The 22,299-nt window shown below is 46.2% G+C and carries 16 protein-coding genes; 5 read left to right on the top strand and 11 right to left on the bottom strand.

The features are described 5' to 3' along the window. Positions 1-45: 45 nt before the first annotated feature. From O9139_RS01585 to O9139_RS01570, 4 genes are read right to left on the bottom strand one after another with little or no spacing between them, the layout of a single operon-like run. Entirely contained in the window at positions 46-1,146 is a 1,101-nt protein-coding gene (locus tag O9139_RS01585) for a PD-(D/E)XK nuclease family protein (protein ID WP_270877693.1), read from the bottom strand. Continuing rightward, positions 1,143-6,884: a DEAD/DEAH box helicase gene (locus tag O9139_RS01580; protein ID WP_270877692.1), complete on the bottom strand. Its 5,742-nt coding sequence runs from the start codon at positions 6,882-6,884 to the stop codon at positions 1,143-1,145. Before O9139_RS01580 ends, O9139_RS01585 begins: the two co-directional genes overlap by 4 nt. 20 nt (positions 6,885-6,904) lie before the next feature. Further along, positions 6,905-7,876 (bottom strand): hypothetical protein, encoded by a 972-nt coding sequence (locus O9139_RS01575; protein WP_270877691.1) that lies wholly within the window; start codon positions 7,874-7,876, stop codon positions 6,905-6,907. Next, positions 7,873-9,849 carry a hypothetical protein gene (locus O9139_RS01570; protein WP_270877690.1) on the bottom strand — a complete coding sequence of 659 codons (1,977 nt, stop codon included), beginning with the start codon at positions 9,847-9,849 and terminating at the stop codon, positions 7,873-7,875. Before O9139_RS01570 ends, O9139_RS01575 begins: the two co-directional genes overlap by 4 nt. 778 nt (positions 9,850-10,627) lie before the next feature. Between O9139_RS01570 and O9139_RS01565 the strand changes: the two genes are divergently transcribed. Further along, positions 10,628-11,803 (top strand): tyrosine-type recombinase/integrase, encoded by a 1,176-nt coding sequence (locus tag O9139_RS01565; RefSeq protein ID WP_270877689.1) that lies wholly within the window; start codon positions 10,628-10,630, stop codon positions 11,801-11,803. Positions 11,804-12,028: 225 nt separating this feature from the next. On the opposite strand, the gene rlmD is transcribed toward O9139_RS01565, so the two are convergent. From rlmD to O9139_RS01545, 4 genes are all read right to left on the bottom strand, one after another. Next, positions 12,029-13,843, bottom strand: a complete 1,815-nt coding sequence (gene rlmD / locus O9139_RS01560; protein WP_377526570.1) for a 23S rRNA (uracil(1939)-C(5))-methyltransferase RlmD — start codon at positions 13,841-13,843, stop codon at positions 12,029-12,031. Positions 13,844-14,095: 252 nt separating this feature from the next. Further along, on the bottom strand, positions 14,096-15,070 hold the full coding sequence (locus O9139_RS01555; RefSeq protein WP_270877688.1) for a diacylglycerol kinase: 975 nt from the start codon (positions 15,068-15,070) through the stop codon (positions 14,096-14,098). 9 nt (positions 15,071-15,079) lie between these two features. Continuing rightward, positions 15,080-15,853 (bottom strand): sirohydrochlorin chelatase, encoded by a 774-nt coding sequence (locus tag O9139_RS01550; RefSeq protein WP_270877687.1) that lies wholly within the window; start codon positions 15,851-15,853, stop codon positions 15,080-15,082. 199 nt (positions 15,854-16,052) lie between these two features. Further along, a complete protein-coding gene (locus O9139_RS01545) occupies positions 16,053-16,343 on the bottom strand; it encodes a YerC/YecD family TrpR-related protein (protein ID WP_235119022.1) in 291 nt (96 codons plus the stop codon). A gap of 237 nt (positions 16,344-16,580) precedes the next feature. Here O9139_RS01545 and O9139_RS01540 point away from each other — a divergent pair, with 237 nt between their 5' ends. Continuing rightward, the gene (locus tag O9139_RS01540; protein WP_270877686.1) at positions 16,581-17,186 is read left to right on the top strand and encodes an aminotransferase; all 606 of its coding nucleotides are present in this window, start codon (positions 16,581-16,583) and stop codon (positions 17,184-17,186) included. 71 nt (positions 17,187-17,257) lie between these two features. On the opposite strand, the gene O9139_RS01535 is transcribed toward O9139_RS01540, so the two are convergent. Next, positions 17,258-18,340, bottom strand: coding sequence for a DUF3048 domain-containing protein (locus O9139_RS01535; protein WP_270877685.1), 1,083 nt, complete (start codon positions 18,338-18,340; stop codon positions 17,258-17,260). A gap of 264 nt (positions 18,341-18,604) precedes the next feature. Here O9139_RS01535 and O9139_RS01530 point away from each other — a divergent pair, with 264 nt between their 5' ends. Together O9139_RS01530 and O9139_RS01525 are read left to right on the top strand one after the other, a co-directional pair. Beyond that, the gene (locus O9139_RS01530; RefSeq protein WP_270877684.1) at positions 18,605-19,351 is read left to right on the top strand and encodes an MBL fold metallo-hydrolase; all 747 of its coding nucleotides are present in this window, start codon (positions 18,605-18,607) and stop codon (positions 19,349-19,351) included. 33 nt (positions 19,352-19,384) lie between these two features. Next, positions 19,385-19,807 carry a thiol-disulfide oxidoreductase DCC family protein gene (locus tag O9139_RS01525; RefSeq protein ID WP_270877683.1) on the top strand — a complete coding sequence of 141 codons (423 nt, stop codon included), beginning with the start codon at positions 19,385-19,387 and terminating at the stop codon, positions 19,805-19,807. A gap of 12 nt (positions 19,808-19,819) precedes the next feature. On the opposite strand, the gene O9139_RS01520 is transcribed toward O9139_RS01525, so the two are convergent. Then, entirely contained in the window at positions 19,820-20,590 is a 771-nt protein-coding gene (locus O9139_RS01520; protein WP_270877682.1) for a dioxygenase family protein, read from the bottom strand. 123 nt (positions 20,591-20,713) lie between these two features. Between O9139_RS01520 and O9139_RS01515 the strand changes: the two genes are divergently transcribed. After that, complete coding sequence (locus O9139_RS01515; RefSeq protein ID WP_270877681.1) at positions 20,714-20,842, top strand: hypothetical protein; 129 nt, start codon at positions 20,714-20,716, stop codon at positions 20,840-20,842. Positions 20,843-21,024: 182 nt separating this feature from the next. Here O9139_RS01515 and purD read toward each other — a convergent pair whose 3' ends face one another. After that, on the bottom strand, positions 21,025-22,290 hold the full coding sequence (purD, locus tag O9139_RS01510; protein ID WP_270877680.1) for a phosphoribosylamine--glycine ligase: 1,266 nt from the start codon (positions 22,288-22,290) through the stop codon (positions 21,025-21,027). Positions 22,291-22,299: the final 9 nt, after the last annotated feature.

Genomic DNA, 22,299 nt, shown 5'->3' with positions numbered 1-22,299 from the left:
CCAATTCACTGTAAGGATATGCGCTATTAAGGTCTAATATTTTACTTATCTATTTACTTGAGGGTTGTCAATATAGATTGTTGTAGTATTATTCTCCATAAAGTGATTACTTTTTGTGTCCCGGCTTAAATTATAAATTCGTATATTTGTTAGACTTCTCTCGTTGAGAGCTGGATGCCGAGAAGAAACACCGCGAATATAATAATACTTGTTTTTTGCTTGTAATAAAATTCTCTCTTTCCCATTTCCTAATGCTTCTCTTTCAAGAAGAGTACCATAAAGATCCACTTTAGCCCATTCAGTCGAAATATCCTCCATGTTTTGATGATAAAAGTTACAAACAGGACGATAGGTACAATACTTGCAATTAGCTGGTGAGGGAGTCGCTAACTTCGAAGCATCAGTATTCTTACTGATTAATTGGTTTATATAATAGAATTTATTTTTTGCTTGTTGAAATAGTGCCAAGCATTCGTCTTGTGAAAAAGGAACTCTTATTTCGTTCCCATCTACTTGCTTAATTATCAATTCATCGGGCCAAGTTTGAAAATTATCGTAATATAAAGCAGCATATAACTTTAACTGGGTTGTATATTCTGCTTTTAATTGATTTTTATCCCGATCATAAACTGATCCAGACTTATAATCAATTATACGTAAAACAGGACCAAATTGATTTATTTCATCAATGTAACCTCCGATTAAAAGGTCTTGGCTTTCTAACCAGACATTGCTACCATTTCTTCTTCTAAACTTCCCTTCACCAACAGGGGAGGTAACTCTTTTTTCGTTAAGAATTTCCTTCACTCTATTTAAGCAATGCTGACGTTTCACTTCGAAATCAGGTATATTCCGCCTTAAAGGAATTAAATGTTTTTCGAACCAAAGATACTCAATCCCCTCGAGTTCTTCATCGAATTTATTTTCAAATCCGACTAAATCCTTAATGGTACCTCTTACTACCTGATCAATTAATTTGTGTATCAGGTTCCCAAGTTTAGACTCCGGAGACGGAAGCATATGTTCCGTCTCCTTGTCAGCATTCCATAACTCACTTAAAGAGCAGTTCTCTAATTGAAAGAAACGACTTGGGTATATTCTCTGTAATGCTTTTATTGGTAAAATTCGAGTAAAGTACGGTTTCATGCTCTCACTCTTATCTGCTGAATAAGATGTTGGTAACACCAACCTAGTCTGCGTAACAAATTAAATGTATCCAGATAAAAAACATGATTCTGACCAGCCGCTGCTTTTGCTTCGGCCAAAATTCCTTCTGGATCGTTGGTGTTCCAAAATGGATGGACTATTATAACGGTTTTATTTCCATTACGGAATCCAGGCAATGACCCTAACGTTATGGGAGTGAATCTAGACGAGCCATCGTCAAAACGTGTGATAAAATCATCCCTCAGTCTAGTTGCAGTTTGTTTCCAATCTCTAAGTTCAGGCTTACTAAAATCATTATCCAGTCCACATAAGTAAGACGGATTAGATAAAAGCCGAAGATAAGATAGTCCCAAACGCCAATCTAATAAACCATGATAAACCATATTTCTATACACTTTTAAACAATTATAACATGAAGAATCACAATTATGTTGGCTAAGCAAACTGGAGTACTTATCGTTTTCAGGATCCGGCTCACACACTATTTTTAAAATATCTTTGAAATGATCCCCAATGTACCTAACAAAACCAGCCCCATTCGAGAGGCGGTCATTCAAAACTATCTCTCCAAAATATTGACCTTCATCAAAATTTTTCCTAACAATGTGTGCAATCTCGATTTCATCGGGATCAATATCTAACTTATCTGCGACAATACGTTGCAGCAAAAATGCCGCGGAGTAAAGTGCCCCTTTTACAGAGGATTGAGAGCGATCAGGATCTACACAAAGACCGTATGGAATCTGACTAGGACGAATTCGCAGCACCTCAGTTGTTTTCCCTGCCGCTAATGCAATTTTCTCTAATTCTCCAACGAAATCATTACTTAAATATCTGCTATCAATCCACTGATTTTCTAATTGGATACTTGAGCCAACTGGAGGACTATTAGTGATAGCACCTTTAAATAAATTCCCGCCATTATCGTTTATCCTCCAAACTCGTCCATCTTGACTTAGAGAGATAGAACAATTTGAATTTTCTTGGGCACTCCATGACGCTGAAGCAGACTCAGCAAAAAGAGTCGGACTGCCTGTATATACAGTGTTATCCTCCTTTGCATCATCCCCACGAGTAAAATCAGTACGGAAAGCCCGAGGTACAGCAATTTGAAATTGTGTAACCCCCGTAAACTCACTGTGAGGTGCACCACAGTGAGGACATACGGTATCGTCAAATTTATTTGGACTTGTAGCAACTTCATTACACACCTTACATCGCCTCATATATCGCCGAAACGGTAATGGTCCCCCTTCAGCGGTAAACCATCCTCTACCTTTACGGTATAGCAATGGAGCGGTGAATCCGATGGCAGTATGAATTGCCTTGTCCTTAGTTTTTTGTGATCCTGGAGCAAATTCAGTAATAGCTAAGTCCAAATCACGGTCAATATTATACTCATTTTCTTTTCTTATTCCGTGGTACATTAATCTAGTTCTTGTCGGCATTCCGAACATTGGCAGGATTGCACCTTCGGCAAGACGTTCAGCTAAACCTTCGCCAGAAAGTTCCGAATCTTCAACTGCCCGATCAATCAGGTCTATCAGATCATTTGTGACCCACGGTATAAAGGATTGAATATCTTCGATTTCAAGTGCTTTAAGAACCTTACCAATCTCGTCTTGCTTCGAGCACAACCAGTCTTTTATTTTTTGCCTTTGTGAATACCAATTCAATGCCTTTGAAAACTCGCCATGTGTATCTGGTGGCGTCGGCCCATCCCACCAACGAACACCTACACCTTTAAATGCTCTCCGTAAACACTCTTTTGATATCATTCGCTTTAGAATTCTTTCCTGACCCATTGTAATAAAAGGTACAGGTGGAGTGTCGCCTGTGATACTTTTAGGGTTAGTAAAATAGTACTCGTCATGGCTTCTGCCGCGGCATAACGTAAGTGCGATTGAATAAGCTTGCTTTCTTCTTCCTGCTCGCCCGACACGTTGTTGATAGTTAAATCTCATTGGAGGCATATTTGCCATCATTACAGATTGTAAGTTACCAATATCAACTCCGACTTCCATTGTAGTTGTAACACTTAAGACATCAATTTCATCAACTGACTTGATATAATCTCTCTCTTGGTTAGCTAAATTCACAATAATGCCACGGAAGTGTCGCTGTCTTTCTCCCTGATCATCAGATTGAGCTGTTAGCTCCTCACAATGCAAGCGAATAGGCAACTTATTTACATAAATAGAATTAGACACGTAATTTCTTTTCCAAACATTTTGGCAAGTATCATCAGATTCTCTATTAAGACAATTCTTGCAGTAAGTACATATGCCTGCCGCTGGATGAAGGTGAATCCGTCGGCAAACAGGACAAGTCCAAACGGGGCCTTGTTCAGCAGTTACTTTAATGGAAAGAAGTTCAGTTCTTAATATCGCTGTTTCATGCCCCCCCTTGTTTAGGGCTGAAAAAACAGCATCTCCAAGCTTGATTTCATTACAACGATTTAATTCTGCAACAGCTTTAATATAATCTTTCACTGCGGGTCGTGAATTTGAGTAATCTGGATCAGACTTAATTTCAAATCCCGGATCAGAAGGTAAATAACGATATAAGTCACCTAGAATTCGAGTGATAGAATCACAAACCTCAATAAATACTTCTTTTGTTATTCCAGACTTTAATGCCCCTGCTTCAGCAAATTCATCATTTATAGCTGTGGGCCACCCGATTCCTGCAGACTCAATACCAAAATATAAACGACCAAATAACAGATCACTTATCGACTCCAAAATTTCGTCACGAAATTTTGTACGTGAGCTTTCAGCATTCTGGGATATATTCTCCCGTTTCCACTGTAAGTGGTCAAAATCAAAAAGTTCAGTCCAGTGATGAGATTTTTTATCCCAATATAATTCTTGTAACTTAACATCGTTTCCTGCTGGATTTACACCAAGCTTTAACATTCGCTGAGCTACTACTCCCACGGATGAAAGATCATGACCTGGAGGCAGGAGATATGAAACTGGAATAATACCAGTTTCCCCACGACGTTTGATTGCATCAATTCTTTCGGAGGCCTTTTCCTTTACTACTTTATTGCTTTCATAAAACGGATCATCAGGGTTTAATTCCGCACGATGGTAATTAACATCTCTTCTTATTACATTGTATTGCTCTGGATACTTTTCAGCATAATGCTTGGACGCCTGTGTAAGTTCTCTACTTAGTAACAGATCTTCTAAAAGCTGAGGTTCCGAATATGCTTTTAATTTTAATTCATCAACAACAATTTCACGAATTAAATCAGAATAATGATTGCGTTCAACACCGTTGGAGATTTGAGCTGCATCTTCTCTACTATCTGAAAATACAACCAACTTTCGTTCTGATTCTCCAGGAAGCTGCTGAAATAGCTCTTTAGTGAAAATTTGACTTACTTTTGAAAAACCCGTCCGGAAACCACGAATAGGTGAAATTCGTCTTTTTCTTGTGTGGTCTGCGGCACAACAAGGACATACCGATGGTAATGCCCAGTGTCGGTCAATTAGTTCTGGGGAGATTGAAAGTTGATATAAATAACCTCTAATCCACTCGTCAGGATTTAATCGGCTTTTCTCTTGATTCCGTTCTATTTGTCCCGTTTGTTTATTAAGACTGGCAGGTATCCAAGCTGCTTTGGAAGGCTTCCCCATTTCAGATGGTCTAATTTTGGGTTGATTCCATTCCTTGGCTTCAGCGTTAATTCTTTGTAAGCATGGCCAAAATACTGCATACTCTTTATATGTCCGCTTCTCAACTAATCGGTTACTACGTTTATCAGGTATACCTTCAATATCTGGTTCAGTGGACAAAAGCTCTAATGATCCGTCTTGAAGTGAAAGTTTACTTCCTCCATAAAGTACTGTACCACAGTGCTCACAATACAATAATTCCAAGACCCGAGACGAGGAAGTATCGCACAATATTCGTGGCGATGCATACAATTTACCCACTGTTCGTTCTTCAGTCATTGGTTCAATTGCCGCCCATAATCCTTCGATGTTTCTGAAAAAATAATGCAGCCTAAAGGATGGTAAAGAAATGGAGCTATCCCTTTTTTCATACTCTTCAATTAATCCCCGAGCAATTAGCAGACCTCTTGTCGCGTTACGTAGATCAAGTTGGGAATTCCCAAAGATTTTTTTAGCGAAATCGGTAATTATTGTTGCCCGTTTCTTCCCTTTTTCTTCGCAACCTAATGTCATTCTTAGTCCAAACTTTAGTTCCTGAGAAAGAAGGGCTTCAATCAGCATTTTTTTACCATCAGCTTGTTCATTGTGAAAACCCAAGTCTCTAGCTACTTGCTGATAGACACGATTGGGTATATCCGGATAATTATCAGCCAGTAATTGAAAAGGTTTCGGATCAAGATAATCTTTCACTTCGCCTTCCAAATCCGGTGATGGTAATCCTTCAATAATTTCAAACTGTTCTGCTCCAAAAAAATCATTTAAAAAACTTAAGCTATCAGGATTATCCGCTGGTAAAGAGGCACTCGAAGCAAGAATCCGAAGCTGCGGGTGGTCAGGTGTTAAACCGAGACGCAGTAAAAGTAAACGTAGTAAATAAGCAACCTCCGCTCCTGCAGTCCCCCGATATAAATGCAATTCATCAACAACTAAATGGAAAACACGTTCTTTTTTAGCCTCTTCTCGGATTCCTACAGGTAGGTCGTCTCCAGCTAACCATGACCTTGTCTTTTCAAATAAGTTTTCATCGGATTCTCTCATCAACATTATACTGAGCATGGAATAGTTGGTAATAAAAATATCAGGAGGAGCGTCTTGCATATCCCAACGGCATCTCATTTCTGCACCATCTAAAGAAGGGAAAAAAGACATAATATCCTCATCCGAATTAGCCCCTTGACGTTCGGTATACGCTTTAGCTGCGGAAATAGTCTGATCTGCCAAACGTAAAGACTTTAATAATTCTTCAATTTTTCGTGTATTTGGAAGTCGTTTTCCCTCATCATTGGGCGGCATAAATTCATGACCTGCAACAGGGGTCGCTCCGTTATATCTCCCCATATAAATTTTATTACCATGAGATAGTTGATGAATCGTACTTCTCGCCTTATTAGAATCTAAAGCTTTGCGTAAACGAGTTAATTGATCTTCAACAAGTGCATTCATAGGATATAAAAGCAAGGCCCTGATCGCCGCAGGGCGCTTTTCATGTCCCCGTTGCGGTACTCGACAAGTTTTCGTAAATTCATCGTCAGCTTTACAAGAATCAATCCACTGATCATTTTTCCACCAGTCATTCGAATATTTATGATAATTATCCGGGGCTGGCCACTGAATCATCTCTTTAGCCAACTGCGCAAACAATGGCAAAAGAAAAGATTCAGTTTTACCTCCTCCCGTGCCGGCAGTAACGACACAGTTTTTCCCTTGAAGGGCACGCTGAAGCATCGTTGCTTGGTGACTATGGAGCGGGAAGTCCTTTACAAGTCCTGACAAAGATAATTTTTTAAATGCTGTCCTTTGTTCATCCGTGAGACCGGGAAGATCATTAGCAGATAATGAAGAAACGCTTTTTTCTGAACTTTTGTATCTAGGCAGAGGCTCTATAAGCGGCTCTCTACTTAATATTTGATCTTTTTTAAGCAAACGATCCCTTTCTTCTTCCAAACCTGGAAACCTAGTACCAAATGCAGTTTTTATGTAAAGCAGAAAATTCTCTTTGATTTTATCAAAAGCGCCTATGGGATCTTGCATCTATTTTTTCGCTCCTTACCCTACTTGGTTTCTAATGAAACTATTTCTAAAGTTTGGCCGAGCTTCTCAGCTATTTTACTTGCAATAAAAAAAGGAACTCCATGATATTGTTCCATCCTGCAACCAGATGGAATGTCAGCTATTACTTTATTAGTTTTAAATTCTGATGGGGCTGTTCCTGAACATAGGTTGGCAGCCCTGGCAAGTAAATTGGGCAATGGAACCGACTTTGGAACCGCAAAAATTTGGTTCTGCAGGTCATACAACAAAACCTGCCTCTCCAGTTCTCCTAATAAGAGATAACGGCCCCAATCTGCAGTTACTTGATATCCTTTGTCACCTTTAACTAATCTGTATAATTTTTTTTGGTTAAATGGTGCAGTATACTCTTCTAGTTGACAGGTGCTCGACTTATTTAACATTTCTTTTTTAGCGAAAAATAAATTATCAACTAAGAATATTCTCTTTTCCCAATTTAAAAGAGCAAGTTCTTTGGTATCCGCGACATACTCTTCAATATTACCCGAATGATTTATTAACAAAAAAGCTAAAGGCGAACGCTCTATTAAACTAATTTTTAATTCCTTCGCTATTAACGCTATAATATTCAGATTGTGGCTTTCTAGAATTATTGTATCAGGAATATTCGTGGTGCTGGACTTTAGGATTAATAGGTTCAATTCATTCTTATACTTTTCAGAAAGTATCTTAAGCTTATTTACTAAAACTGTATTTCGAGCTCCCGCTAATAAGGCCTGGTACACACCAACCCGAGGTAGTAAACCGAAAAAGGGTGGATTACAATATACCTTTTTATCTTCATAATCAATTTCGCAATGACCCAATAACTCTAATTGCTTTATTATTTGGAACTTTTCAGATCTGCTTTGCTCTGATATCCCTGTAATTGGGTAAAGTTTTTCTATAATCAAATATAGTTCTCTAAAGCTGATATCTCCATGATGAGATAGAACTGTTAACAGATCACTCATAGTCGGTCTGCCTCTCTTTTATAAGCATTCCATAGTTCATTTACAATTGATATTGGCAACTCAACGGGAATAACCCTGAATACCTTCCTCCATTTTTTCCAATCCTTTAATTTTTGATTTTGAATCGGCAGTAACTCCTCAGCCTGGTTTCCAACTAACTGAGGAATCCATCGACCATCTGGTGTATTCAATATTGCCCATACGGGCTCCCATGAAATAGGTTCTATCTCCCGGGGCCATTTTGATATTTGTCCCGGTACTCTACCTACATAAATTATTTTCTTTGAATTTTTTTGCAAAAAACATTTTATATCAATATCATTAAAAGAATCGAAGATTGAGTTACCATTTTCGTCAATACATTTTTTTCCGAAACGATCTCTTTTAAATGCAAAGTACTTAGAAAGTATTCTGGGTTCTTCAAGATTAAATGTCGTCCGCTTCACATTTTCTGATACAATTAATTCAACCGTGATCGGTTCTTGTTTAGGAAAAGTGCCCAATAACCTCCACTTTCTGATCCCAATACTTTCCAGCTCTTTACCGTTGGCTAGGGGTTGTTGCCCCTCCCAGTTGCCCTCAACAACAATGTTGGGAGGCGCAAAAGAAAGATAAAAGTTACCCCTGCTTGATTTTATTCCACCATCAAGTTTGATATTGCAAAGTAACGGAAGTTTTAACTTATTTAATATAGGATGGGATTGAAGGATTTTTTCCACCTTAAATATATACCATCCAACTGGTAATCCGATGGAAGATAACTGTTGATAGCTCAAACAATGTGTTTGTGCCCATTTAAGTACAGTAGAAGCCACAGAGGAGTGATGACATATTAAATATGGAGTACCTGTTTCAACTCTCTGCACTTCTATCCACTCGATACCATACTGTTGTCCACTCGTGAAAACTCGAACAGTGGCACCATATAACTTGGCTGTCCACCAAGGATCATTATGAAATAACGTTTCCCCATTTAACCAGTCCAACTTCGAAGCGTTAAAGTTCGTTTGGTCTTTTAACGATATAAGATTTGATGAAATTGAGTCTATTGATTGGAAACAAAAAAGGGAAGACTCGGTTTCATTTAATCTTCGATATTCCAAGTCCTCATCAGGAAATTCTCGAGTGCTTCTAACTCTCAAAGTGAATAATGCCCTCTCAGAAAATTCATCATATTTAATACAAAGAACTAATCTAGCATTTGATTTATTAAGGGAAGATTCAGTTTCTATTTCCCCATTAATCCCTTCCCATTGTTCCAATTCAGCCATTACTATTTCTAACAAAGTATTGCGTAAATAAGTTTCCTTCATGTTTGTTAGAAAAGCCTTAGTTTTTGAACGAATTTGTGGGGATTCAACTAGTGCCGAAATTAGTTCATGCTCTGAAGGACAGTCTTTTGCATCAAAGCCGTATTTTGCAAAGATACCAGGCAAACTCTCTTCCCTCTCAGCTTTGGTAATTAGCAGCTGCGATAAAGGCATGCCAACATATCGCCAATGTCCTTGAATCCTTGCTGTGAAATAACCGTACCGTCCTCGTTTTTCCTGCCTCGTCCATTTTTCGAGATCATGCCATAATTCTGGCATTCTATCAAAATATCTAATATTAAAATCATGCGGCAAGTCTAAAATTTTTTTTAATCTGGGATAGTAAGCAGAACTTGAAAATTCACCATCTATTCCCGCTGCTAACACAAATAAAGCGAGATAGGCTATATAAGGTGGATAATTTTGCGATGATCTTCTCCTCCACCCTAGAAAGGTTTGATACGCTTTACCACAAATGTGTTTACTATCCGTAAAATTTGGACCTTCCTTGACCGCTTGAATGAAATCATTTACATCCGCATCAAACGGTTTACCAATTTCATTAATAACATTTTCATCTAAAAAAATAATAACCTCTTTATGTGCAACACTTCTGTTAAAAAAGTATCGTATAATTTCAAAATTCCACTTAGAATAGTTCATAATTAATAGCCTTCTATCTATGTACTTTTTTGTAAAGAATATCCCATGAAAAACCTGCTCTTGCCAAAACATAATGAACTCAACTGATAAATTTAAAAATTTCCACTATGCACAAGAAAAGTCATGACAAGTATAAGTACTACCTAGACTTATTTCCACGAATAGTCCCATAGTCCCGGATGGTTTAATAATTTCGCTGAATATATTTAAATCCCTCCACATAATATTCATAAGTTTTTAATATATTGTGAGAAACCCCATTAAATGAGAGCAACCAACACCAAATTGGGACTGTTATAATAGTCGCAAACGGCTTACCACCCGATTTCAAAAGAAAACTCATTTAGGTAAAAAGACGATATAAACCATATATTTTTATAACTCTTACTCGAATCACGCCTATATGTTATAAATTAAGCCTATCCCGCTTCGCTGGGTTCCTGTTTTCAGCTGCAACCATTACTCTACTACGATACGACATCTAATGGTGCTTAGAGCGAGCATGTAGCTGAGTTTTGGCGTTGGATCACCTGTGTCACTCTTCTTCGGTTGCAGATAACCTTTTAAATATAATGAACTATATAATTTTAGACCTCACTGTTCTTCACAAATTTCCTGGGAACCAATGGTAAGTATCAGCTTCTGCAACGTGTTTTAGCATCTCCAAATGACACACCGCCATTAACAAGCATATCTTTTCCATTCAACTAAGGTATTCTTCGAATTGTTCAAGGAAATAATTAAAAGTATTATTTCTTAAGGCTAGGAGGTAGTGCGGTTGGCAAGTATGGAAAAAAGAGGTAAGAATTCCTGGAGATTAACCGTTAGCATAGGAAGAGATGCGACAGGAAAATATATCCGTCATGGCAAAACAGTTCGTTGCCGCACAAAAAAAGAAGCTGAGCTTGAACTTGCCAAATTCGAGGTTGAGGTTCAGGCTGGAGCATACATTGCACCTGAAAAATTAACGCTAAACGCCTTCGTCGACGAGTGGAAAGACAAGTATGCGATGCAAGAACTTGAACAAAAGACTTTATCTACATACCTTCGTATTTTAAAAAATCGCATACTTCCAGCCATTGGACATTTACGCTTAGATCAAGTGAAACCATTACATATTGCATCTCTAATTAGCGAATTAGGGAAAGAAGGCAGCAGACAGGACGGAAAAAATGGAAAGCTCTCTTCAGGAACTATTCAATACGTGTATCGTGTTTTAAAAAATATCTTCTCAAGAGCTGTCGAGTGGCGGGTTATAAAAACAAATCCTGTTGCTGATGTGAAGTCACCTAAGGTAGTGTATAAGGAAAGTGAAGTATACGATGAAGATGAAATTCAATTATTGTTTGAAGCGTTAGAATCGGAGGCCTATCATTGGCGCATGATGATTACGCTTGCCTTAACCACTGGTCTTCGCCGCGGCGAGTTGGTTGGGCTCGAGTGGAAAAATGTTGATTTGGAGCAAGGTACGATTTATGTAAAGCAGAGCATTTCAGACTTTATTAATGGAAATCCCATTATTAAAGAACCGAAGACTAAGAAATCTACTCGTAAGATCAACCTTTCGGATGCTGTTTGGGAAGAGCTGAAACAATATCATGAGTACTGTTTGGATGAATGGGGTGAATTAGAGAAAACCCGGGATAACGATCATTTCTTTGTTTTCTTTAACCAGTACGGCAGAGCATTTTATCCGGAGAGTCCTTACCTGTGGTTCCGCGGCTTTTTAAAGAAACATAATTTAAAATACATCAAATTTCATGATCTACGCCACACCTCTGCTACCTTACTCATTAACCAAGGTGTCCATGCAAAAATTATTTCTGAACGTCTGGGACATGCCAACATTACGACAACGATGAACATTTACGGCCATGTTTTATCGAAGGCGGATAAAGAAGCTGCAAATAAATTCGATCAGATCATTCCATTTAAAAAACGTAAAGAAGCATAAGAACCCGAACGATTTCTGTATCAATCGTTCGGGTTCTTTTCTTAAGGACTATAACAGTTTCTTCAAAATGTGCCCTGTTTTACGCTCTTTTCGGGTGATTTCCGCTGATTTTGGCTCATTGATGTTGAATTTTTACACCAACTTTGCACCAATGGCCAAAAAATCAGGAAAAATCACTGCTGTACCACTAATTTCATCTTGCTGTTTCATCAGAAAAACCCAGTATTAATAAGGCTTTTCAGCATCTGTTTCATTTCGTACAAGCAACGCAACCGATTCCACATGCACCGTATGCGGAAACATATCCACCGGCGTCACCTCCGCGACGCGGTAGCCGCCGTTGACGAGCACGCGCAAGTCGCGCGCCAGTGTCGATGCGCTGCACGACACGTAGACGACGCGGCGCGGCTGCAGCTCCAGGATCGTCGCCAGCAGCGCGGCGTCGCAGCCCTTGCGGGGCGGGTCCACCACGATCACGTCGGGGCGAACGCCCTGACGTGTCCACGCGGGTAGGACCACTTCCGCTGGGCCTGCTTCGAAATGCACGTTCGTCATGCCGTTCAATTCGGCATTCTTGCGTGCATCCGCGATCGCCTCCTCGACGATCTCAACCCCATAAACCTGTCCCGCCTTCTGCGCTAGGAACAGGGAGATCGTGCCGATGCCGCAATAGGCATCGACGACAGTCTCGCCGCCTGTCAGTGCGGCGTATTCCAGCGCTTTCCCGTACAAAACTTCCGTTTGCACGGGATTCACTTGAAAGAACGAGCGCGCCGAAATAGCAAATTTCACATCGCCGATGTAGTCATAGATGACCTCGCTGCCCCACAGGACGCGAGTCTCATCCCCAAAAATAACGTTCGTCTGCTTCATATTCACGTTATGACAAATACTTTTCACGCCAGGCACAGCCTCACGGATGCCGGCAACCCACTCTTCCGCCCGCGGAATCGTCCCGCCGTTCGTCACCAGAACGACCATAATCTCGCCCGTACGGAAGCCGACTTTGACAACGACGTGGCGCAGCAGTCCGGCGTGATGCTCTTCGTTGTACGCGGTGATGCCCAGGCGCGCGCCGATCTCTTTGATTCGAGCGACGACTTCGTCGTTCGCCTCGTGCTGGATCAAGCACTCATCCATATCAATGATGCGATGGCTCCCCTGCGCATAAAAGCCGCCGATGAGGCCCCCCTGTTCTTCGCCAAAAGGGACCTGCGCCTTGTTGCGGTACCGCCAAGGATCGGACATCCCCAGCGTAGGATGGACAAGAATGCCTTCTTCGCCCGGGGCTTGTTGCACCGTCAGCTTCCCGATCCGCTGCAGGTTGTCCACAACCTGCTGGCGCTTAACGCGCAGCTGCGCCTCATAGCCGAGGTGCTGCAATTGGCAGCCGCCGCACTGCTCGTAAATGCCGCAATCCGGCTTCACACGCTCCGGACTCGCCTCCACAACCTGCAGCAGCTCCGCATAGCCGTACTGCTTTTTCAGGTGCTCCACCCTCACAAGCACCCGCTCACCAGGCAGCGCACCACCGACAAAAAGGGTAAAGCCATTCACACGGCCTACCCCTTCCCCGTCATGACTGATCCCGATGATCTCAGCCTCATATTGCTGCCCGATCTGCACCGGCAAATCAGCCATCCAGGCCGGCTCAGCCTTCGCTGTGGAGAAACTTCTCCCGGCATTCCGCGATCCGCCAACTGCGGAGACCCTTCCTACACGATCCTGCCTATTGTCAGCTTTCCCAGCTCCGAGACCTCTCCCTGCATTTTGCACCCTTCCAGCTGCGGAAGCTCTTCCTGCACGATCCTGCCTACTGCCAGCGTTCTCAACCCCATGGCCCTTTCCGGCATAGCGCGACCCTCCAGCTGCAGAAGCACTTCCCGCACGCTCCTGCCTTCCGCCAAATCCGCTCACCGCTGTCTCAGGCTTACCCGCTCTGCCCCCAGCCTTTCCAGTAGGGCCGCCAGCAACCTTACCTTTACTACTCTGAACATTATGTTTACCCGACTGCGAGCCGGATCTGTTTTTCTCTTTCATAACACCCTCATTTCGACGAAAAACCGGAAAATGCGATCAACCTCACTCTTTCTAGTCTTCAGCCTGTAACTTCTTATTTATATTAACGGCTATTCTCCGCTTCTATCCCTCTACTCCATCCCTCATCCTTTGCCCGTTCAACTGGAACGAGATCGTCAGGGTATCGAGCAACATCTTCTTTTAGATCCACTGGCCGGACTCGTCGACGATGATCTGCTTAGCCATTACGGCTATCAAAGCCATCGCCACCCGCTACTCCGTCCCCTCATCCTTCTCCCCCTTCAGCTGAAAAGGAGTCGTCAAGGTATCGAGCAACGTCTTCTTATAGATCGACTGGCCGGATTCGTCGACGATGATCTGCAGATGGCTCTTCAGGTTCGTCATGACGCACGGCAAGGTGCCGCCGAATTCACCGTCAAGGTTGAGCTGGACGTAGTCCGGCGAATTAATTTCGATGCGGTCCGTCTGAAAATAGATCACGTTCGGATCGCTCAAATGCTCGCCGCGCAGGGCGAGCGTCACGACGCGGATGAACTCCGCCAGGTTGCATTTACGCAGGATCAGTACATCGAACAAGCCGTCGTTCAAATCCGCATCAGGCGCAAGCTTCTCGAAGCCGCCGACGGAGTTGGAGTTGCCGACCAGGAACAGCATCACTTCCTCGTGGAACTCGGCATCCCCGGCCTTGAGGAACAGCTCAATCGGACGCAAACGTGGCAGCTTTTCCAAACCTTTCATATAATAGGCCAACTGGCCGATCATCGTCTTCAGCTTGCTCGGTACTTCGTAGGTCAGCTCCGTCAAGGAGCCCCCACCGGCAATATTAATGAAGTAACGGTTATTGATTTTTCCTACATCAATGGATCGGGTGTACTGCTGGATGATCAGGTCAACTGCCGCTTCCCAGTTCTTGGGAATGTTGAGCGCCCGGGCAAAATCATTCGTCGTCCCCAACGGGAGAATGCCCAGCGGCGGCCGGTTGGCCTTCTCCGCCATACCGTTGACGACTTCGCACAATGTGCCGTCGCCGCCGGCGGCAATGATTAAATCAAAACCCCGCTCCACCGCAATCGCTGCGGCCATGGTCGCATCCCCTTCGCCAATCGTGGCGTGCGTCGATGTCTCGAATCCTCCGCGCTCCAGGCGCTGGAGAATTTCCGGTAACCGCTTGCGCATCTCTTCACGGCCAGAGGTCGGATTATAAATCAGTCTTGCTCTTTTGACCATTACGTCTCATCACCTGTTCACAGTTGTGATCCGGGAAGCGATCTGCTTCTCGATCCATTGGGAAATTAACGGACTCGGCAGCAACGCCCGTCCATGATAACGATATTCGAATCCTTCCATCCGGGAAGGAATAACTTTCCGAGTAAAATACCCTTCACTTAAAAAAAGCGGCGCCACCAGCACAGCATACCCTGGCTTCTGCTCCGTCCACCAGCTCAGCTTGCTTGGCACTTGATCCGGCAGCAGCATCGCGACATCAGCTTCAGCGAAGCCGCCCAGCTTTTGGACCCGCAGCGCAAGCTGCTCCAGCCCTTCCAGCCATTGCTCATGAAAACCTGGCTCCTTGCTGCCATGGCCAATCAACAGCACGATCTCTCGGCTCGGATCGACCGACAGGTCCTTCATTTTATCATATAAAATGTCAGCAATAACCGGATCATCATCGATCGGCGAGGCCATATGAATCCGCGCCTGAATCTCGAAACGCTCCAAATCCGTCTCCAACCGCGGCTGCTCAATGACACCAAGCGCATAGCTGATTTCATCCACATGTGTACTCCCAGAGGACACAAATAATGGGATGACCACGATATCCGTCACGCCCTGCGCCTCCAGGCTGTCGATTCCGTCTTGAATAAGTTTACCTGCAACGAGCTCCAGATAGGATGAAAAAATGGGAATATCCGCAGGCAGCTTCACCGCCGCTACGGCCTCCTCAACAAGCTGGACCCAGCCCTCATCCCGGGAGCCGTGGCTAATGACAAGCACGCCATATCTACGCATTATTTTCTACCCACCCGTTCCACGCAATACCATGTGACTCTATGCTATCGAATGTGCCCTTGCATGTCAATTGAACAACGCATGAATACAGACATAAGCATGCAAAAACCCCGCTCTCCGCACAGCAAAGGCAGGCTCCAGCCGCACAAGCGGCATAAAAAACGCCAGGATTTCCCATCCCGGCGGCGATATCTCATAATTAACGGCCTAAGCGATCAAGCGTCAGAACATAACCGTCGTTGCCGTAGTTCAAGCAGCGTTTCACACGCGATATCGTCGCAGTGCTTGCGCCGGTTTCGGCTTCGATCTGGTTATATGTACAGCCTTTGCGCAGCATGCGCGCAACTTCCAGACGCTGGGACAGCGATTGAATTTCATTCACTGTGCACAGATCATCAAAGAAAACATAGCACTCTTCCATATCTTTGAGCGTAAGGATCGCTTCGAAAAGCTGGTCTATCGCTTTATCATTTAATTTTTTAAGCTGCATTCTGTTATCAACTCCTGGTAGAACAACATTGTAGCTCATTATTCTGTAAGCTCAGTTGTATCTTTCGACATCGGTACTCATAATTCCTTCCTTTAGGTTTGCGAAACGTTAAAATTTCTATGCGTTAACGAGCTAAATTGTGACATTTTCACCGACCCGTGACATTCGTCCATACCATCAGTAGGCGAGTGACATATCCTGTATTAGAAAATCTGATGAAAAGGGTCGTGAATACACGTGAACAACCATAGACACATGATTGGCAATGGAGGCAAGGTACAAGAAGTTCATACGCGTGCCTTTACGGGCGCTCCGCAAATCGGCGAAGGCTTCGGCCAATTTCCCGGACTAGGCGGAAGCAGTCCATTCGGACCACCAGGAGGCAATTTACCTGTACCTTTTGAAGGCGGAGGCGGCGGTTTATTCGGTGGTGGCGGCGGCAACCCAGGCGGCTTATTTGGCGGCGGCGGCGGTGGCGCTCCTGCTGGCAGCGGTGGCGGCGGCAACTTTCTATCCACCCTGCTCGGCGGCGGTGGAGGCGGTGCTGGTGGCAGTTCCAATCCGCTGAGCGGCCTCAATATGAAGCAGATTGCCGGCTTCGTTGACCGAATGGGCGGCATTGAGGGCATTCTTGGCACAATGGGCAAGGTGCAAAAATTTATGAGCAGCTTTCAACAAATGGCGCCAATGTTCAAAGTGCTGTTCAATTCGTTTACCGGCAAAGTGAAAAATACCGATGATGCAGAAGTGGCGCCACGCAGACGCAAGCGCCGCAAGAAATCCAGCGCAGCGCGCAAAAGAACCGGCGGCAAAGGCACTTCAGCGAAGCGCAATCGCAGATAACGACGAGCAGCCGCCCCGTTTGGTTATATATATGCCAAACGGGGCGGCTTATTGCGTATCTCACGAGAGCGCTATTCCATTTTAATAGCCGTGCCGGTCGGCACGATCTGCACCCAGGTGTTGCCGGGCAGCAGCGGTACTTCCTTTCCGTCTGCGTAGGCGCGGATCATCCCCGCTTTGCGTTCCCAGGTGATCGACTGGGACTTGCCTTCTTGCAGGATGTAACCTTTACCGGGACCGAATACATCCACCATGCGCCGCCCTTCCTTGTCGACGATCTTATGCTCGCTTTCCAGGACGAGCAGGTTTTTCGTCTGCAGCTGCTTGCCGGTCTCTTTATCGAGATGCGGCTTGCCTTCCATGCTGCGCATGTACACACTTTCAGCCGCATTATAATCGTAGGAGACGTAGTAGCCCTGCAGATACGGTATCTGTATATGCGTGGCGGCAGCGCCGGTCAAAGCTCTCTGATCGCTCTTCGCGAACGTCAGCAGCGGTCCGTTCCACTCCGTCCGGAATTTGCGCGCTTCAGCACCCTGTTTCATTTTATCCACAGAGGTATATAAATTGTGCGGCGCTTTGCGCTCTGACGAACGCCAGTAGTAGGCGCCGTCGCCGTAAACCTCATCGAGATGGGCCAGCTTGCGGCCCGCCATGATATTCATGGCGTCCTGGCTCCAGCCCGCATGGACAATCACGGCATCGAGCGTATCGCCAATCTCGACAAAATAAGGACGAATGCTGCGCACGGGACCGATGGTCTTGGCTTCATGGCTCTGAAACACGGAGACGAATCTAGTAATCTCACCCTCCGCGAGAATCTCATAGACGATGTCCGCTTGATCCAATCCGGATTGGGGTCTGGCTTGCGGGGCATTTTCGACCATAACCATGAACGGTCTGGACTTGATGTCTTTATCGCTCGGCAGCCCTGTGAGCGGGAACTTGAACGGCGCTTCGCTCACCACAGGTGTCGGAGCGGCAGACGGCTGAGCGGTCGGCGATGGGGCAGCCGTGCTGGTCCCGGCGGGCGCTTCAATAGTTGGCGCAACTGCCGGCGTATCAGAACTGCAAGCGGATATGGTCAAGACCGAGCAGCCCAGGACAAGCCAGGCGCTTAGCGTTTTTGTGCTCATCAGCTTCAAAGATTTCATCAGACGCACCTCATCTTCCATTCATTCTAGTAACATGTGTATGCTAGGAGAGAGCTTTTTAGAAGAGTTCTAGAGATTTATCGAGCTTGAGATCATCAACCTGTCCTATTGTGTCCGGATGCCGGCGCAAAGTATACCATTCCAGGGAATTCATTCATGATAAAATGAAACCCGATTTTCGTCTCACCGCGAGCTGTATTTTCACCCCGGTTTTTCCTATAATTGTATCATACATCCACACGCAAAAGAGAGAGGTGCCCGTTTATGAAACTCCAACTCGTCCGTCACGCAACGCTTTGGCTGCAGTATGCCGGCTTGCAGCTTTTGATTGATCCGATGTTCAGCGGAGCTGGGGCGAACCCGCCGATCGCCAATTCAACGAATGACAGACGCAATCCGCTCGTTCCGCTGCCTTTGGACCTGCTAACCTTACTGCAACCGGACGCCATCCTCGTCACGCACCTGCACCGGGATCATTGGGATGAGGCGGCGATCGCGACGCTGCCCAAGTCAACTCCTCTTTTTTGTCAGCCTGGCGACGAAGCAGCGATTACTTCCAGCGGATTCACAGCGGTAGCACCAATCCAAGAGTCTTTCGTGTTTCAAGGGGTTACGATCTCGCGAACAGGCGGACAGCATGGCACAGGCGACATTGGCGTCAAAATGGGGCAAGTATCCGGCTTTGTGCTTCAAGCGGAAGATGAGCCGACTCTGTACATCGCCGGGGATACGATTTGGTGCGAAGATGTTCGGCAGGCACTGGATGCGTATAAGCCCGATGTCACAGTCGTGAACGCCGGAGGTGCGCAATTCGCGGTAGGGGATCCGATTACGATGAATGCGGATGATGTGGTACAATGCTGCCAATACGCGCCATATACCCGAGTTATCGCCGTGCATATGGACACGATTAATCATTGTCTGGTCACAAGAGCGGATTTGCGTGAGCGGCTGGCGAGCGAAGGACTTCTGGAACAAGTCGCGATCCCGGAAGATGGCGATTGGATATAACACGTTAACGATGACAAAAAAGGAGTGAGCTCCATGCCCGATCAGCCACAAATAGCCGATGCGGCGGCTGCCGTCGTGTTATTCGATGGCGTGTGCAACCTGTGCAATGGCGCGGTGCAGTTCATCCTACGCCGGGACCCGCAAGGTGTATTCCGCTTCGCGTCCTTGCAGTCCGAGATCGGGCAGGAGCTGCTGCGGCAGCACCATCTGCCCGAACACAGCCTGGGCACGATCGTGCTCATCGAGCACGGCCGTGCCTATACGTACTCCACGGCGGCGCTGCGCATCGCCCGCAGGCTGCATGGTGCCTGGAAGGCGTCGTACGCCGCCATCCTGATCCCTGCGGCGTGGCGCGATGCCGCCTACCGCTACATCGCCCGCAACCGCTATCGCTGGTTCGGCCGGTCCGAGCAGTGCATGCTGCCGAAGCCGGAGCACAGGCATCGTTTCCTCTAGGCCCGGCCGCAGCTACAGCTCCTCATCGCTGTCGTCCCCGTCCTCGCCTTGCCCCTCCGGCCCGCCGAACATCCAGCAGCTGGAGCCAAGCGGGTGGCTGCGATGCAGCAGCCGGGCGTTATGCGCAGGCTCAGCAGCGCCTAGGGCCAGCAACAGCGGCGCCATTTGCTTTGGCAGCGGCGCTGCTTCCCGGGCATACGGCGCTCGCTCCTCGTAGTGGAAGAGTACCTCCATATTCCACACTTCCAACTGCTCCGCCAGCCACTCATCGAACGCCTGGGCCCAAGCCTGGGGTACCGGACCGGGCTGATCCAACAGCCGATGGACCGCGCCCCCGCTGCCCACGATGAGCACCTGCTCCTGCCTAAGTGGCGCCAGCGCCACCCCGATCCGGTAATGCTCCTCCGGCGCGAGCTTCGGATTGACCGACAAGGCCACGACAGGAACTGACGCGTCCGGGTACATATGATACAAAGGTACCCACGCTTCGTCATCCAATTCCTGCTCGTCATCGAGCGCACACGGAATGCCCTCATTTTCAAACAGATGGAGAATATGCAAACTGAGCGTCACATCCCCTTTTGCCGCCGGATACCTCATCGTCTTCTGCTGCACAGCCGAGCTAATTAGCTGCACCGGGCTTTCCCACTGCTCGCTAAAGAGCACAATCGCCTTCGGCTTCGGCAGGCTGGCCGCGAGCTTTCGCAAAAAAACCTCAAAGGCATACTGCTCCATCGCTATCCCCCGCTCGCCATGCGCAATGAACAATGACGGCATCATCATGGGTCCCCTCCTTTTCACAGCCTCTCTACTATCGATGGATACGTCCAGAATGCCCCACTATATGCATGAAACTCCAGACTCCCGCCAAAACTATGCAAAGGAACAGCTGAAGGAGGCTCGCGCATGGGCACATTATGGAACTTGATCACCCAACATTGGCTATCGATTGCTTTAATTATAGGAGCATTGTTGGCCATTTGGTTCGTATATAAACATAAAGATCAGTTGCTCAGCGACAGTAACGATAGTTAACGTTGTAAATGATTAACGATAAAAGACTTATGACCCTCGACTGAGCCATAGTATGCAGCACATTGCACCAAACGTGGGTTACCGGCAGCAGCAGCCATAAAAAAAAGCACAACCCCTTGGCATCTCCCGTATCCCAAAAGGCTGTGCTTTTTGCTATTTCTATGCCGTTCCTTCAATACTGCCTATTTCAAAGCTTTCATCGCAATATCCGTTCTGTAATGCTTCCCGTCAAAATGGATCCGATCCGCAGCCGCATAAGCTTTTTGACGCGCTTCTACGATGTCTTTGCCGATGCCGGTAATGCCCATAACGCGCCCGCCATTGGTGACAATCTGCCCGTCCTTCAGCGCCGTGCCGGCATGGAACACGATCGCCTCATCGCCCTGGATGTCTTCCAAGCCCGTAATCGGCAGCCCTTTCGGATACGGCCCCGGGTAACCCTCAGAAGCAACAATGACACAAACAGCGGCATCGTCGCTCCACTCGATCGGCTGCTCAGCCAGCGTGCCGTTGTTGACAGCGAGGAAGATGTCCAGCAGATCCGTCTTCAGCCGAGGCAAAATCACCTGCGTCTCCGGATCGCCGAAACGCGCATTAAACTCAATCGTTTTCACACCGTTCGGTGTCAAAATCAAACCAGCATACAGCACGCCTTTGAACGGGCGGCCTTCCTTCACCATCGCATCAGCAGTTGGCTGCACGATGTTGTCGATCGCTTCCTGCACGATAGACTGCGGTACGTGCGGCAGCGGCGAGTACGTGCCCATCCCGCCCGTGTTCGGACCTTTATCGTTGTCGAACACCGGCTTGTGGTCCTGCGAAGGCACCATCGGGCGTACCGTAGAGCCATCAACGAAGGCAAGCAGCGACATCTCTTGGCCCGTTAGGAACTCCTCGATGACAACGCTCGCGCCGGACGCGCCAAACACTTGATCCACCATGATATCGTGCAGCGCAGCTTCCGCTTCTTCCATGGTGTGGGCGACAGTGACGCCTTTGCCTGCGGCAAGACCGTCGGCTTTGATCACGATCGGCGCCGTTTGACTGCGAAGGTACGTCAGCGCCGGCTCGTAAGCATCGAACGTCTCATACTTCGCCGTCGGGATGTTGTACTTCTTCAGCAAGTCTTTCATGAACACTTTGCTGCCTTCAATGATCGCGGCGTTCGCGCGCGGTCCAAATGCAGGAATTCCTTTTCCCTCCAAATGGTCGACCAATCCCGCCGCTAACGGATCATCAGGCGCAACCATGACCAGATCGATCTGCTGCTCCTGTGCGAATGTGCTGATCTCCTCGAACTGCAGTTCGGTAATCGGCACGCATTCAGCCAAACCGGCGATGCCGCCATTACCCGGCGCGCAGAACAGCTTGCTTACCTTCGGGCTTTTGCTGAGCGCCCAGACAATCGCGTGTTCACGCCCGCCCCGGCCAATAACTAAAATACGCATCAATCGTTC

The sequence above is a fragment of the Paenibacillus aestuarii genome, assembly GCF_027789125.1.
Lineage (GTDB): Bacteria > Bacillota > Bacilli > Paenibacillales > NBRC-103111 > Paenibacillus_E > Paenibacillus_E aestuarii.
The sequence above is the reverse complement of the archived record's forward strand: the minus strand, read 5'-3'. Positions and strand labels throughout refer to the sequence as shown.